Below are 14,659 nucleotides of genomic sequence, written 5' to 3' on the forward strand. Positions count from 1 at the left end.
CGACAAGCCACCCCTCGTGAAAGCGTGCACAAGCCCTTGCCTACGATAGGGCCCGTGCAGACCCCCCTCGCCTTCATCGCCCAGCGCTGGACCCCGTCCCCCCGGATCCTCCGGCGCGCCGCGCTCTCCGCCGTCGTGATGAGCGTGCTCATCATCGTCACGGGTGGCGCGGTCCGGCTGACCGGTTCCGGACTCGGCTGCGACACCTGGCCGAAGTGCACGGACGACAGCCTCATCGTCACCGCCGAGCAGGGCTTCCACGGCTTCGTCGAGTTCGGCAACCGGATGCTGACGTACGTCCTGTCGGCGGCCGTCGGCTGGGCGATCATCGCCGCCCGCTCCACCAAGCCGTGGCGCCGCGGCCTCACCCGCTGGGGCTGGGCGCAGTTCTGGATCGTGATGAGCAACGCCGTCATCGGCGGCATCACCGTCTGGATGGGCCTCAACCCGTGGACCGTGGCCGGCCACTTCCTGGCCGCCAACGCGCTGCTCACCGTCACGGTGATCACCTGGCACCGGGCCGGCGAGGGCGACACGCCCGCGCGCCCGCGCGTGCCCAAGCCGGTGCGGAAGCTGTCCTGGGCGATCACGGGGGTCTCGGCCCTGCTGATCGTGCTCGGCACCACGGTGACCGGCGCGGGCAAGCACGCGGGCGACAGCAGCGACGTGCCCCGGATGCCGTGGGACTGGACGGACGCCGCCCACCTGCACGCCGTCGCCGCCTGGGCGGTCTGCGCCCTCGCCGTCGCGATGTGGCTGGTCCTCCGCGTGGTCGACGCCCCGGACGACACCCGGGCCCGCGCCCGCGACCTGCTGATCGTGCTGCTGCTCCAGGGCGGGATCGGCTACGTCCAGTACTTCACCGGCGTCCCGGAGCTGCTGGTCGCGGCCCACATGCTCGGCTCCTCGCTGATGTGGATCGCGGTGCTGCGGCTGGCCCTGAGCCTGCGCGAGCGCCCGCTGCCCACGGCCGACATCCCGGCCCAGGCGGACCCGGAGCTCGCCACGGCGTGAGCCCGGCCGCTCACCCCAGCCGGTAGACCCGCGTCGCGTTGTCCGCGGCGAGCATCGCGGCGACCCGCTGCGCGTCCGTACGCGACCAGGCACCGTCCAGGACCCAGGCGCCCAGCACCCGGCCCAGGGCGGCCCGGAAGGCGCTGGCGGCGACCACGTGCAGCTCGGGCAGGGCGCGGGCGCCGCTGGAGTACAGCAGCTTGCCGAACGGGGCCAGCTCCAGGACCTCGGCGAGGACGTCCGCCGCCCGGGCCCCGGTGTGGGCCAGGGCGGCGCCCAGGTCCGCGTAGACGTGCGGGAAGGCACCCGCCATCCGGGCGGCGGTCCGGTGGTGCGGCGAGCCGTGCAGCAGGACGAGGTCGGCGCCGAGCCCGGCGGTGGCGGCGGCGAAGCCGGCCAGACCGGCCGGGTCACGGTACCCGGTGTGCAGCTGGAGCGGCCGTCCCGCGCCCACCGCGATCCACAGCAGGTGGCGCAGCAGCACCGGCGAGTCGAGGGGCCCCTTCGCGGGGCGGTCCGCGAGCCAGCGGCCGGCGGCCCGGCGGGCCTCGCCGCGCCCGGGGGGCTCCGCGACGGCGGCGAGGCCGCAGCGCGCGGCGGAGACCGAGGAGAAGGCGACCGAGTGCACGGCGGCGTCCTGGACGGCCTCGGTGAGGTTGGCGAGGAAGGCGTCGACGGTCCCCGAGGTGTCGGCGACCTGCTCGGCGAGGGGTTCGAGACGGACGATCTCGTGGGCGCGGGCGCGGCCTGCGGCGGCGAGTTCGGCGGGGCCCGTGAGGTCGCCCGGGAGGCCGGTGTCGACGAGGTACGTGGCGATGCCGGCGCCCCGCAGCAGCCGGCGGCCGGTCTCCGCGACCCCGAGCTCCCGGCGGCGGGCGAGGTAGCGGGCGGGCGGGCAGTGCGGTTCGAGGCCGAGGAGCGGCGGGCACCAGCGGCGTACGGCGAAGCCCGTCTGGGTGTCGAAGAAGGTGGTCCCGGAGGCGGGCAGGACGGCGGCCGGGCCGAGGTGGGCCTCGAAGGTGCCCAGGCCCAGCTCCGTCCGGAGCACCCCGTGGCAGTACTGGTCCACCAGGCGCGGCGTGTCGATCATCTCGGGGGCTCCCCGCGTAGACGTGTCTCCACACGTCCTAACGGGTGACCCCCGCACGAGGTTGTTGCCTGACGCCCGCGACGTCACCCGCCGCAGCCACCGCAGGCCGGCCCAGCCGTGGCCACGCCCGCCCCACGGGCGGCTCGGCACGGGCCGCCGGCCGCCTCGGCCGCGCTCGCCGCACGAGGTCACAGGCCGCCCCGAGCCGTCGCCGCCGCCGTGGACGGTTCGCCCCCGCCGGTTCGGCCGCAGGCGCCTCGGCCCTGCCGGCCGCACCCGATCCGGCCGCGGGCCGGCTTTGGCGCCGGCCGCCGCCCGGCCCCGCCGTCGCGGTGGACGGTGCGGGCGTCGCCGGGTCGGCCGGAGGTCTCGGGCCGTCCCGGCCGTGGGCACCGGTCGGCGGGTCGGGCCGCCGCCGTCAGCGGTGGTCCGGCCGTCGCCGGGTCACGCGTTGGAGGGGCCGCCGAGCTGGATGCCGGCCATACGGGTCCACTCGTAGGGGCCGGTGACGACCTTCGCGGCGAACTCGCCGTCGAACTCGTCGTGCAGGGTGAGGCCGGCCTGCTCGGCGGCCTGCTGGGCGATCGCGTGGGTGGGGGCCACCAGGTCGCCCCAGCCGCCGTCCTCGCCGACGAGGACGATCCGGGTGCCGGCCTGGCCGATGTGGGCGATCTGGCCCTCGACGCCGCCGTGCTCCTTGCCGAAGGCGCGGATCTCCTTGGCCAGCTTGGCCGCCTTGCGCCCGGCACGCGGGGAGACGGCCGTGGTCTCTTCCTTGGTGTCTGCCATGTCAAGGATGCTACCGAGGGGTAGATCGACTGACGACGGCCGGGCCGCGTGGTTCAGCCCACACGACCCGGCCGTCGGAGCCGGAGAACCGCTAGCGGAGGAAGGGGTCCACCGCGACCGCCACGAAGAGCAGCGACACATAGGTGATGGACCAGTGGAAGAGGCGCATCTCCTTGAGCTTCGCGCCGGTGACCTCGGCCTTGGCGCGGTTCAGCAGGGCGTGCGCCTCCCACAGCCACCAGCCGCCGGTGGCCAGGGCGACGGCGGTGTAGAACCAGCCGGTGTAGCCCAGCGGGGTGAGCAGCAGCGAGACCGCGACCATGACCCAGCTGTAGAGGACGATCTGCTTGGCGACGACCTTGTTGGAGGCGATCACCGGCAGCATCGGCACGCCCACGCGCGCGTAGTCCTCCTTCACCTTCATCGACAGCGGCCAGTAGTGCGGCGGCGTCCAGAAGAAGATGACCATGAAGAGGATGACGGCGGCCCAGGACATCGAGTTCGTGACCGAGGACCAGCCGATGAGGACCGGCATGCAGCCGGCGATGCCGCCCCAGACGATGTTCTGCGCGGTGCGCCGCTTCAGCAGCATCGTGTAGACGACGACGTAGAAGAGCAGGGCGCCGAGCGAGAGCCAGGCGGAGAGCCAGTTGACGAGCAGGCCGAACCAGAGGGTGGAGACGACGGCCAGGGTGAGGCCGAAGACCAGGCCCTCGCGCGGCGAGACCATGCCGGTGACCAGCGGGCGCTGCGAGGTGCGGTCCATCAGCGCGTCGATGTCGCGGTCGATGTACATGTTCAGCGCGTTGGCGCCGCCGGCCGAGAGGTAGCCGCCGAAGCAGGTGGCGAGCACCAGCCAGAGGTCGGGCACGCCCTGTTCGGCGAGGAACATCACCGGAACGGTGGTGATGAGCAGCAGTTCGATGATCCGCGGCTTGGTCAGCGCCACGAATGCCTTGACGCGGTCCCCGAACGGCCGATGGCCCCCCGGGCCGGTAGCCAAGACGACCCCTGCGGGTCGGGACTCGACGGCCGTCACGCACACCCCTGACAGAGAAATTCCCAGCAAGTTCCCCGGATAAAGGCGGGGTGAAACTTGCGCGTACCACGCCACTGTAGACGTTGCCCAGACACCGATCTTCGCGGGGGTGGGGTCGTGTTGGCGGGGCTCACTCCTGCGTGCGCGTCCGGCCCCGTATCAAGGGGTGGACACGGTTCGGCGAGCCGTTCGGGAGGCGGAGCGCCACGCCCACCGGCACTCTTGCTCTGAGCGCTCATTTGAGGGGCATGGACACGAAAAGAGGGGGCTTTTTCGGGGGTAGGCTCGACAGCGCCGGTACACCCTCAGTCACCGGCTACAGACATGTGGAGAGGAGCCCTGACCCAGGGTGAGCACTAAGCCGACCACCACAGACCTCCAGTGGACCGAATTGGACCAGCGGGCCGTCGACACCGCCCGCATCCTGGCCGCGGACGCCGTACAGAAGGTCGGCAACGGCCATCCGGGTACGGCGATGAGCCTCGCGCCGGCCGCGTACACCCTCTTCCAGAAGGTGATGCGCCACGACCCGTCCGACCCCGAGTGGGTGGGCCGCGACCGGTTCGTGCTGTCCGCGGGCCACTCCTCGCTGACCCTGTACACCCAGCTGTACCTGGGTGGCTTCGGTCTGGAGCTGGACGACCTCAAGGCGTTCCGCACCTGGGGCTCGAAGACCCCGGGCCACCCCGAGTACGGTCACACGGCCGGCGTCGAGACGACCACGGGCCCGCTGGGCCAGGGCGTCGCGAACGCCGTGGGCATGGCGATGGCCGCCCGCTACGAGCGCGGCCTGTTCGACCCCGAGGCCGCCCCGGGCACCTCGCCGTTCGACCACCGCGTCTACGTGATCGCCGGCGACGGCTGCCTCCAGGAGGGCATCTCCGCCGAGGCGTCCTCGCTCGCGGGCCACCAGAAGCTGGGCAACCTGATCCTGCTGTGGGACGACAACCACATCTCGATCGAGGGCGACACCGAGACCGCCGTGTCCGAGGACACGATGAAGCGGTACGAGGCGTACGGCTGGCACGTGCAGCGCGTCGAGCCGCAGGAGAACGGCGACCTGGACCCGGCCGGCCTGTACGCGGCGATCCGCGCGGCCGAGGCCGAGACCGAGCGTCCGTCGTTCATCGCGATGCGCTCGATCATCGCCTGGCCGGCGCCGAACGCGCAGAACACCGAGGCCGCGCACGGCTCGGCGCTCGGCGCCGAGGAGGTCGCGGCCACCAAGCGCGTGCTGGGCTTCGACCCGGAGCAGAGCTTCGAGGTCGGCGACGACGTCATCCGCCACACCCGCGCGCTCGGCGAGCGCGGCCGCGAGGCCCGCGCCGCCTGGGACAAGCAGCTCGCCGAGTGGCGGACGGCCAACCCGGAGCGGGCCGCCGAGTTCGACCGGATCCAGGCGAACGAGCTGCCGGCCGGCTGGGAGGAGAAGCTCCCGGTCTTCGAGGCGGGCAAGAGCGTCGCCACCCGTGCCGCCTCGGGCAAGGTCCTCCAGGCGCTGGGCGAGGTCCTCCCCGAGCTGTGGGGCGGCTCCGCCGACCTCGCGGGCTCGAACAACACGACGATCGACAAGGCGTCGTCCTTCCTCCCCGAGGGCAACCCGCTGCCGGAGGCGAACCCGTACGGCCGCACGATCCACTTCGGCATCCGCGAGCACGCCATGGCCGCGGAGATGAACGGCATCGCGCTGCACGGCAACACCCGCATCTACGGCGGCACCTTCCTGGTCTTCTCGGACTACATGCGCAACGCGGTGCGCCTGTCGGCCCTGATGCACCTGCCGGTGACCTACGTGTGGACGCACGACTCGATCGGTCTCGGCGAGGACGGCCCGACCCACCAGCCGGTGGAGCACCTGGCCGCGCTGCGCGCGATCCCGGGTCTGAACGTGGTCCGCCCGGCCGACGCCAACGAGACGGCGATCGCCTGGCGCGAGATCATGAAGCGGCACACCCGCGAGTACCTGAAGGGCGCCCCGCACGGTCTGGCGCTGACCCGTCAGGGCGTGCCGACGTACGCGCCGAACGAGGACGCGGCCAAGGGCGGCTACGTGCTCTTCGACGCCGAAGGCGGCGAGCCGCAGGTCGTGATCATCGCGACCGGTTCCGAGGTGCACCTGGCCGTCGAGGCCCGTGAGCAGCTCCAGGCCGACGGCGTCCCGACCCGGGTGGTCTCGATGCCGTCCGTCGAGTGGTTCGAGGAGCAGGACCAGGCGTACAAGGACTCGGTCCTGCCGCCGGCCGTCAAGGCGCGCGTCGCCGTCGAGGCCGGTGTCGGCCTGACCTGGCACAAGTACGTCGGCGACGCCGGCCGGATCGTCTCCCTGGAGCACTTCGGTGCCTCGGCCGACGCCAAGGTCCTCTTCCGTGAGTTCGGTTTCACGCCGGAGGCCGTCGCCTCCGCCGCCCGGGAATCGATCGCAGCCGCCGCGCGCTGACGCGGATACGTACGACTTATTGGAGATGCAATTCTCATGACAGACGCTCTCAAGCGCCTCTCCGACGAAGGCGTCGCGATCTGGCTGGACGACCTCTCGCGTCAGCGGATCACGTCCGGCAACCTGGCCGAGCTCATCGACCAGTCCCACGTGGTCGGCGTGACGACCAACCCGTCGATCTTCCAGAAGGCGATCTCCGAGGGGCACGGCTACGACCAGCAGCTGGCCGACCTCGCCGCCCGCAAGGTCACCGTGGACGAGGCCATCCGCATGATCACGACGGCGGACGTCCGCGACGCCGCCGACATCCTGCGCCCGGTCTTCGACGCGACCGACGGCCAGGACGGCCGGGTCTCCATCGAGGTCGACCCGCGGCTCGCCCACGACACGGTCGCCACGATCGCCGAGGCGAAGCAGCTGGCCTGGCTGGTGGACCGCCCGAACACCCTGATCAAGATCCCCGCGACGAAGGCCGGCCTGCCGGCGATCACCGAGGTCATCGGCCTCGGCATCAGCGTCAACGTGACCCTGATCTTCTCGCTGGAGCGCTACCGCGCGGTCATGGACGCCTACCTGGCGGGTCTGGAGAAGGCCCGCGAGCGCGGCCTCGACCTGTCGAAGATCCACTCGGTGGCGTCCTTCTTCGTGTCCCGCGTGGACACCGAGATCGACAAGCGCCTGGACGGCATCGGCACCGACGAGGCCACGGCGCTCAAGGGCAAGTCGGCCCTGGCCAACGCGCGCCTCGCCTACGAGGCGTACGAGGAGGTCTTCTCGGACTCCTCGGAGCGCTGGGCGGCCCTGGACAAGGCGCAGGCCAACAAGCAGCGTCCGCTGTGGGCCTCGACCGGCGTCAAGGACCCGGCGTACAAGGACACGCTGTACGTGGTGGACCTGGTCGCCCCGGGCACCGTCAACACCATGCCGGAGGCGACCCTGGAGGCCACCGCCGACCACGGCGAGGTCGCCGGCGACACCGTGCGCGGCACGTACGACTCCTCCCGCGAGGTCCTGGAGGCCGTCGCCAAGCTGGGCATCAGCTACGACGACGTGGTCCAGCTCCTGGAGGACGAGGGCGTCGAGAAGTTCGAGGCGGCCTGGAACGACCTGCTCGGCTCGACCGAGGCGGAGCTCAAGCGCCTCGCCCCTTCGGAGGGCTGACCACAGTGAGCACCGTCGACGGAGCCAACCCGCTCCGTGACGCCGCAGACCGACGGCTCCCGCGCATCGCGGGGCCGTCGGGCCTGGTCATCTTCGGCGTCACGGGCGATTTGTCCCGTAAGAAGCTGATGCCCGCCGTCTACGACCTGGCCAACCGCGGCCTGCTGCCGCCGGGCTTCTCGCTCATCGGCTTCGCCCGCCGGGAGTGGCAGGACGAGGACTTCGCCCAGGAGGTCCACGACGCGGTCAAGCAGCACGCCCGCACGCCCTTCCGCGAGGAGGTCTGGCAGCAGCTCATCCAGGGCATGCGGTTCGTCCAGGGCGACTTCGACAGCGACGAGGCGTTCGAGCAGCTCAAGGACACCATCGAGGAGCTGGACAAGGCGCAGGGCACCGGGGGCAACTTCGCCTTCTACCTGTCCGTGCCGCCGAAGTTCTTCCCGCTCGTCGTCCAGCAGCTGAAGAAGCACGGCCTGGCCGACCAGAAGAACGGCTCCTGGCGCCGCGCCGTCATCGAGAAGCCCTTCGGCCACGACCTCGCCTCCGCCAAGGAGCTCAACGAGGTCGTCCACGAGGTCTTCCCGCCCGAGGCGGTCTTCCGCATCGACCACTACCTCGGCAAGGAGACCGTCCAGAACATCCTGGCGCTCCGCTTCGCCAACACGCTCTTCGAGCCGACCTGGAACCGGTCGTACGTCGACCACGTGCAGATCACCATGGCCGAGGACATCGGCATCGGCGGCCGCGCGGGCTACTACGACGGCATCGGCGCCGCCCGTGACGTCATCCAGAACCACCTGCTCCAGCTGCTCGCGCTGACCGCGATGGAGGAGCCCGCCTCCTTCGACGCCGACGCGCTCGCCGCGGAGAAGACCAAGGTCCTGGGCGCCGTCCGGCTCCCGAAGGACCTGGCGAAGTCCACCGTCCGCGGTCAGTACGCGGCCGGCTGGCAGGGCGGCGCGAAGGCCGTCGGCTACCTCCAGGAAGAGGGCATCGACCCCCAGTCGACGACCGACACCTACGCGGCGATCAAGCTGGAGATCGACAACCGCCGCTGGGCGGGCGTCCCCTTCTACCTGCGGACCGGCAAGCGGCTCGGCCGCCGGGTCACCGAGATCGCGGTGGTCTTCCAGCGCGCCCCGCACTCCCCCTTCGACCACACGTCGACGGAGGAGCTGGGCCGCAACGCCATCGTCATCCGGGTCCAGCCGGACGAGGGCGTCACCGTCCGCTTCGGCTCCAAGGTGCCCGGCACCCAGATGGAGATCCGGGACGTGTCGATGGACTTCGCCTACGGCGAGTCCTTCACCGAGTCCAGCCCCGAGGCGTACGAGCGGCTCATCCTGGACGTCCTGCTCGGCGACTCCAACCTCTTCCCGCGCGTGGAGGAGGTCGAGCTGTCCTGGAAGATCCTCGACCCGATCGAGCGGTTCTGGGACACGCACGGCAAGCCCGCCCAGTACGAGTCCGGCACCTGGGGACCGGTCGAGGCGGACGAGATGCTCGCACGAGACGGCAGGAGCTGGCGCCGGCCATGAAGACCGACCTGACGGACACCACGTCCTCCAAGATCAACAAGGCGCTGGTGCTCGGGCGGCGGGCGATCGGCACCCCGGCCGTCGGCATGGTGCTCACCCTCGTCATCGTCACCGACGAGGAGAACGCCTACGACGCGCTGAAGGCGGCCAACGAGGCGTCGCGCGAGCACCCCTCGCGGACCCTCGTGGTGATCAAGCGGGTCTCGCGCTCGCCGCGGGACCGCGCCAACACCCGGCTCGACGCCGAGGTCCGCCTCGGCGCCGACGCCGGCTCCGGGGAGACGGTCGTCCTCCGGCTGTACGGCGAGGTCGTCGACCAGGCGCAGTCGGTGGTGCTGCCGCTGCTCCTCCCGGACGCCCCCGTCGTCGTCTGGTGGCCGGTGAACGCGCCGACCGACCCGGCGAACGACCCGCTGGGCGCCCTCGCCCAGCGCCGGGTGACCGACACGTACGCCGCCGAGCAGCCCATCGAGGAGCTGACCGCGCGCGCGGACACCTACACCCCCGGCGACACGGACCTGTCGTGGACCCGGATCACCCCGTGGCGCTCGATGCTGGCCGCCGCGCTCGACCAGGTCCACTGCAAGGTGACCTCGGCCGACGTGGAGGGCGAGGAGTTCAACCCGAGCGTCGAACTGCTCGCGATGTGGCTGGCCGAGCGGCTGAAGGTGCCGGTGCGGCGCTCCCGCTCGGGCGGGCCCGGCCTCACCTCCGTACGCCTGGAGACCGACGCCGGACCGATCGTCCTCGACCGGCCCGACGGCTCGCTCGCCACGCTCTCCATACAGGGCCAGCCGGACCGTGCCGTGGCGCTCAAGCGGCGCGAGACGTCCGAGCTGATCGCGGAGGAGCTGCGCCGGCTCGACCCGGACGACACCTACGCGGCGGCGCTCAAGTACGGCCTGGAGCGACTCGACGAGGAGGCGGCGATCACCGCCCCCGCGCCCGAGGAGCCCGCCGACGTCACGGCGCCCGCCGCCGCGGCCGAGACCGAACCGGCCGACGAGCCGGCGAGGAAGGCTCCCGCCAAGAAGGCCCCGGCCAAGAAGGCGGCGGCCAAGTGAGCGCCCCCCGGCTGGTGGTCCACCGGGACAAGGAGCTGATGGCCGAGGCCGCTGCGGCCCGGCTGATCACCCGGATCGTGGACGCCCAGTCCGCCCGCGGCACGGCCTCGGTCGTGCTGACCGGCGGCCGCAACGGCAACGGGCTGCTCGCCGCGCTCGGCACCGCGCCGGCCCGGGACGCGATCGACTGGTCGCGGCTCGACCTGTGGTGGGGCGACGAGCGGTTCCTGCCCGAGGGCGACCCCGAGCGGAACGTCACCCAGGCCCGCGAGGCGCTGCTCGACCGGGTCCCGCTGGACCCGGCCCGGGTGCACGCCATGCCGGCCTCGGACGGCCCGCACGGGGACGACGCCGACGCCGCCGCGGCGGCCTACGCGGCCGAGCTGGCCGCCGCGGCCGGCCCCGGCGACGAGGGGCGCGTGCCGTCCTTCGACGTGCTGATGCTGGGCGTCGGCCCGGACACCCACGTGGCCTCGCTCTTCCCCGGGCTGCCTGCGGTCCGGGAGACCGGACGGACGGTCGTCGGGGTGCGGCAGGCGCCGAAGCCGCCGCCGACCCGGATCTCCCTGACCCTCCCGGCGATCGGGGCGGCGCGGGAGGTCTGGCTGCTGGCGGCCGGCGAGGACAAGGCGGAGGCCGCGGCCTTCGCGCTGTCCGGCCCGGACCCCGTCGAGGCACCGGCGGCCGGCGCCCGCGGCCGCGAGCACACGCTGTGGCTGATGGACGCGGCGGCGGCCTCGAAGCTGCCCGCCGGTCTGCACCCGCCGGTCTCCGCCTGACGGAGGCTCGCGCACGGCCCCGGAGGCCCGGTTCACCCCTCGGTGGACCGGGCCTCCGTCGTCCGCGCGGGCTCCAGGAACGGCGTGAGCAGCCCCGGTACGGCCTCGGCGGCGAAGGCCAGGCCCTCGGTCTCGCCGGTGTCCAGGACGTCGTAGGCGCCCTCTCCGGCGGCCGTGGTGGCGGTGAGGGTGAGGATCCCGGCGCGCCGCTGGAAGAAGGACTGCTTGACCGTCCAGCCGATGATCCCGGAGCGCTGGAGGGCGACCGTGCTCCGCCGTACCGCGCCGGACCGGGTGACCAGATAGGCGCCGCCCAGGGCGTGTCCGAGCGAGCGGTACGCGTCCCGGGCGAGCAGCACGGCGGGCGGCGCGAGCACGACGGTCCAGCCCGCCGCCACGTACAGCAGCACCGGCGTGAGGAGCGCCCCGAGGAGGGCGAGGACGGCGGCGGGGAGCAGGACGGCGAGCAGGGCCCACCGCAGCCGCCGGGTCCGGGCGGCGCGGGGGTGGGCGGTGAGCGGGACGGCGGTGGGCGGCACGGGCGCGCGCAGCACCTCGGCGGCGACCCGGTCGGCGACGGCCCGGGGCACGGCGGGCAGCAGCGCCTTGAGGTCGGTGTGCTTCTCGTCGTCGTCCTCGGTGAGGCCGGTGGCGACGGCGTCGACCCGGGCGGCGCCGAGGAGCCGTACGCCGAGCGGTTCGACGAGCTCCACCCCGCGCAGCCGGCGCTCCTCCAGGGAGACCGAGCGGGCGGTGAGGAGGCCGCGGCGGACCCGGAGGGTGCCGCCCGGTTCGCGCTCCAGCCGGTGGTTCCACCACATCTCGACCCAGAGGCCGAGGGCGCCGACGGCGCCGGCGAGGGTGGCGAGGACGACCAGGTCGACGATCATCCAGGGCAGCGAGACGGAGGCGAAGCGGTCCCCTATCCAGTCGATGACCTCGGCCTGGGCGCCGAACCACTCGCTGACCTGCATCACCGCCCCGGCGGCGGCCCCGCCGAGGGCCGGGGCGACGAAGGAGACGGGCGCGTAGCGGATCCAGCGGGGGTCGAGGACGGCGAGCGTGCCGTCGTGGGCCGGGTCGGCCTCGGGGGCGGCCGGGCGGGCGAGGAGGGCGCGGCGGAGCCGTTCGCCCTCGGCGCGGGTGACGAGTTCGAGTGCGAGGGTGGACTCGCCGCCGCCGGTGGACTCGCCGGTGCCGATGCGGACCTTGACGAGGCCGAGGACGCGCTGGAGCGGGTTGGCGGTGAGGTCGACGCTGCGGATCCGGTCGCGGGCCAGCGAGCGGCGCTTGAGCAGGAGCAGCCCGGTGTGCAGGTCGACCCGGTCGGGGCCGATCCGGTAGCGGGTGCGGCGCCAGCGCACGTAGTCGGCGGCGGTGCCGCCGCCGACCAGCAGGGCGGCGCCGGCGAGGACCCAGCCGACGGCCTGCCAGAGCGGCCGGGAGCCGGCGAGCCCGGCAGCGACCGGGACCCCCGCACCGGCCGCGACCCCGCAGAGGACGGCGGCGGTGACGAGGAGGGTGCGCCGGTCGAGGCCCCGCCACTCCCCCTCGCCGGCGGGGGTCACGTGGCGTCCCCGGGGGTCGCCCGGGTGAGCGCGGTGAGCCGTTCGGCGAGCTCCGCGGCGAGCTCGTGGTCGAGCCCCTCGGCGCGCAGGGCGCCCTTGGAGGAGGCGGTGGTCACGGTGACGGTGGCGAGCCCGAAGAGCTGCTCCAGCGGACCGCGTACGGTGTCCACGGTCTGGATCCGCGACATCGGGGCGATCCGCCACTCCTGCCACAGGGCGCCCGTGCGCACGTACACGGCCTCGTCGGTGACCTCCCAGCGGTGCACCCGGTACCACCAGACGGGGAGGAACGCGGTGGCGGCCAGTCCGGTCGCCCCGAGGACGGCCGCCGCGGTGAGCAGCCAGCCCCTGGCCGGCTCGATCAGCAGACCGAGCACGGCCAGGACGGCGACCGGGACGGCGGCGGAGAGGAGGCAGCGGGCGCGCCACCAGCCGAGGGCCCTGCGGTCCACGGCGTTCCTGGGCGGCCGGAGCCGTACCGCCTCCTCCCCCGCCATCACTCAGCTCCGGCCGCGCAGCGCACGGTAGGCGGAGACGAGGGCCGCGGTGGAGCTGTCGAGGCCCTCGGCGCTCGCGTCGCCGGTGAGGACGGGCTCGATCTTCTTGGCGAGGACCTTGCCGAGCTCGACGCCCCACTGGTCGAAGGAGTCGATGTTCCAGATCGCGCCCTGGACGAAGACCTTGTGCTCGTAGAGCGCCACCAGCTGGCCGAGGACCGAGGGGGTGAGGGCGTCGGCGAGGATGGTGGTGGTGGGGTGGTTGCCCTGGAAGGTCTTGTGCGGGACGAGCTCCTCGGGCACGCCTTCGGCGCGCACCTCCTCCGGCGTCTTGCCGAAGGCGAGGGCCTGGGTCTGGGCGAAGAAGTTCGCCATCAGCAGGTCGTGCTGGGCGACGAGCCCGGGCAGCAGGTCGGCGACGGGCCGCGCGAACCCGATGAAGTCGGCGGGGATGACCTTGGTGCCCTGGTGGATCAACTGGTAGTAGGCGTGCTGCCCGTTGGTGCCGGGGGTGCCCCAGACGACCGGGCCGGTCTGCCAGTCGACGGGCTCGCCCTGGCGGTCCACGGACTTGCCGTTGGACTCCATGTCGAGCTGCTGAAGGTAGGCGGTGAACTTGGACAGGTAGTGCGAGTACGGCAGGACGGCGTGCGACTGGGCGTCGAAGAAGCCGCCGTACCAGACGCCGAGGAGGCCGAGCAGCAGCGGCGCGTTCTCCTCCGCGGGGGCGGTGCGGAAGTGCTCGTCGACGAGGTGGAAGCCGTCGAGCATCTCGCGGAAGTGGTCCGGCCCGATGGCGATCATCAGGGAGAGGCCGATGGCGGAGTCGTAGGAGTAGCGGCCGCCGACCCAGTCCCAGAACTCGAACATGTTGGCCGTGTCGATGCCGAAGTCCTGGACCTTCTCGGCGTTGGTGGAGAGCGCCACGAAGTGCTTGGCGACGGCCTCCTGGCCGGCCCCGAGACCGGTGAGGAGCCAGTCGCGGGCGGAGGTCGCGTTGGTGACGGTCTCGATGGTGGTGAAGGTCTTCGAGGCGACGATGAAGAGCGTCTCGGCCGGGTCGAGGTCGCGGACGGCCTCGTGGAGGTCGGCGCCGTCGACGTTGGAGACGAAACGGAACGTCAGATCGCGCCGGGTGTAGGCGCGCAGGACCTCGTAGGCCATGGCGGGGCCGAGGTCGGAGCCGCCGATGCCGATGTTGACGATGTTCTTGATCGGCCTGCCGGTGTGGCCGGTCCAGGCGCCGGAGCGCACCGTGTCGGCGAAGCCGGCCATCTTGTCGAGGACGGCGTGCACCTTGGGGACGACGTTCTCTCCGTCCACCTCGATCACGGCGTCGCGGGGGGCGCGCAGCGCGGTGTGGAGGACGGCCCGGTCCTCGGTGGTGTTGATCTTCTCGCCGCGGAACATGGCGTCGCGCAGCTCCGCCACGCCGGTGGCGGCGGCCAGCTCGCGCAGCAGCTCCAGGGTCTCGTCGGTGACGAGCTGCTTGGAGTAGTCCAGGTGGAGGTCACCGACCCGCAGGGTGTAGCCGGTGCCGCGCTCCGGGTCGGCCGCGAACAGCTCGCGCAGATGGGTGGCGCCCAGCTGCTCCCGGTGCTTGCCGAGGGCCGCCCACTCGGGCAGCCGGTTGAGCCTGATGCGTCCTTCAGTGGTCATTTCGGACATCGCCCACTTCTTCTC

The 14,659-nt window shown here is 72.8% G+C and carries 12 protein-coding genes; 6 read left to right on the forward strand and 6 right to left on the reverse strand.

Annotated elements, in window-relative coordinates; genetic code table 11:
* The first annotated feature begins 54 nt into the window (after positions 1–54).
* The gene (locus tag ABFY03_RS09720; protein WP_319011102.1) at positions 55–1,014 is read left to right on the forward strand and encodes a COX15/CtaA family protein; all 960 of its coding nucleotides are present in this window, start codon (positions 55–57) and stop codon (positions 1,012–1,014) included.
* A 10-nt stretch (positions 1,015–1,024) separates the two neighbouring features.
* Here the strand turns inward: ABFY03_RS09720 and ABFY03_RS09725 are convergent, their stop codons facing one another.
* The 3 genes from ABFY03_RS09725 to ABFY03_RS09735 all read right to left on the reverse strand — a co-directional run bounded on the left by ABFY03_RS09725 (position 1,025) and on the right by ABFY03_RS09735 (position 3,938).
* Complete coding sequence (locus tag ABFY03_RS09725) at positions 1,025–2,104, reverse strand: amidohydrolase family protein (protein WP_346169694.1); 1,080 nt, start codon at positions 2,102–2,104, stop codon at positions 1,025–1,027.
* Positions 2,105–2,548: 444 nt separating this feature from the next.
* The gene (locus tag ABFY03_RS09730) at positions 2,549–2,893 is read right to left on the reverse strand and encodes a hypothetical protein (RefSeq protein ID WP_319011104.1); all 345 of its coding nucleotides are present in this window, start codon (positions 2,891–2,893) and stop codon (positions 2,549–2,551) included.
* Positions 2,894–2,984: 91 nt separating this feature from the next.
* The gene (locus tag ABFY03_RS09735) at positions 2,985–3,938 is read right to left on the reverse strand and encodes a heme o synthase (RefSeq protein WP_346172229.1); all 954 of its coding nucleotides are present in this window, start codon (positions 3,936–3,938) and stop codon (positions 2,985–2,987) included.
* A 343-nt stretch (positions 3,939–4,281) separates the two neighbouring features.
* Here ABFY03_RS09735 and tkt point away from each other — a divergent pair, with 343 nt between their 5' ends.
* The 5 genes from tkt to pgl are packed head-to-tail and all read left to right on the forward strand — an operon-like array spanning position 4,282 to position 10,911.
* Positions 4,282–6,369 carry a transketolase gene (gene tkt / locus ABFY03_RS09740; RefSeq protein ID WP_346169695.1) on the forward strand — a complete coding sequence of 696 codons (2,088 nt, stop codon included), beginning with the start codon at positions 4,282–4,284 and terminating at the stop codon, positions 6,367–6,369.
* A 36-nt stretch (positions 6,370–6,405) separates the two neighbouring features.
* On the forward strand, positions 6,406–7,530 hold the full coding sequence (tal, locus tag ABFY03_RS09745) for a transaldolase (protein ID WP_346169696.1): 1,125 nt from the start codon (positions 6,406–6,408) through the stop codon (positions 7,528–7,530).
* Between the two features lie 5 nt (positions 7,531–7,535).
* Positions 7,536–9,068: a glucose-6-phosphate dehydrogenase gene (gene zwf, locus ABFY03_RS09750; protein WP_319011107.1), complete on the forward strand. Its 1,533-nt coding sequence runs from the start codon at positions 7,536–7,538 to the stop codon at positions 9,066–9,068.
* Positions 9,065–10,132 carry a glucose-6-phosphate dehydrogenase assembly protein OpcA gene (gene opcA, locus ABFY03_RS09755; RefSeq protein WP_319011108.1) on the forward strand — a complete coding sequence of 356 codons (1,068 nt, stop codon included), beginning with the start codon at positions 9,065–9,067 and terminating at the stop codon, positions 10,130–10,132. Before zwf ends, opcA begins: the two co-directional genes overlap by 4 nt.
* Complete coding sequence (gene pgl / locus ABFY03_RS09760) at positions 10,129–10,911, forward strand: 6-phosphogluconolactonase (protein WP_319011109.1); 783 nt, start codon at positions 10,129–10,131, stop codon at positions 10,909–10,911. The genes opcA and pgl overlap by 4 nt, the downstream gene beginning before the upstream one ends.
* A 32-nt stretch (positions 10,912–10,943) precedes the next feature.
* On the opposite strand, the gene ABFY03_RS09765 is transcribed toward pgl, so the two are convergent.
* From ABFY03_RS09765 to pgi, 3 genes are read right to left on the reverse strand one after another with little or no spacing between them, the layout of a single operon-like run.
* Positions 10,944–12,479, reverse strand: a complete 1,536-nt coding sequence (locus ABFY03_RS09765) for a PH domain-containing protein (protein ID WP_346169697.1) — start codon at positions 12,477–12,479, stop codon at positions 10,944–10,946.
* Positions 12,476–12,976, reverse strand: a complete 501-nt coding sequence (locus ABFY03_RS09770) for a PH domain-containing protein (RefSeq protein ID WP_346169698.1) — start codon at positions 12,974–12,976, stop codon at positions 12,476–12,478. Before ABFY03_RS09770 ends, ABFY03_RS09765 begins: the two co-directional genes overlap by 4 nt.
* Positions 12,977–12,979: 3 nt before the next feature.
* Positions 12,980–14,644 carry a glucose-6-phosphate isomerase gene (gene pgi / locus ABFY03_RS09775; protein ID WP_386723529.1) on the reverse strand — a complete coding sequence of 555 codons (1,665 nt, stop codon included), beginning with the start codon at positions 14,642–14,644 and terminating at the stop codon, positions 12,980–12,982.
* Positions 14,645–14,659: the final 15 nt, after the last annotated feature.

The sequence above is a fragment of the Streptomyces roseofulvus genome (assembly GCF_039534915.1).
Taxonomy (GTDB): domain Bacteria; phylum Actinomycetota; class Actinomycetes; order Streptomycetales; family Streptomycetaceae; genus Streptomyces; species Streptomyces roseofulvus.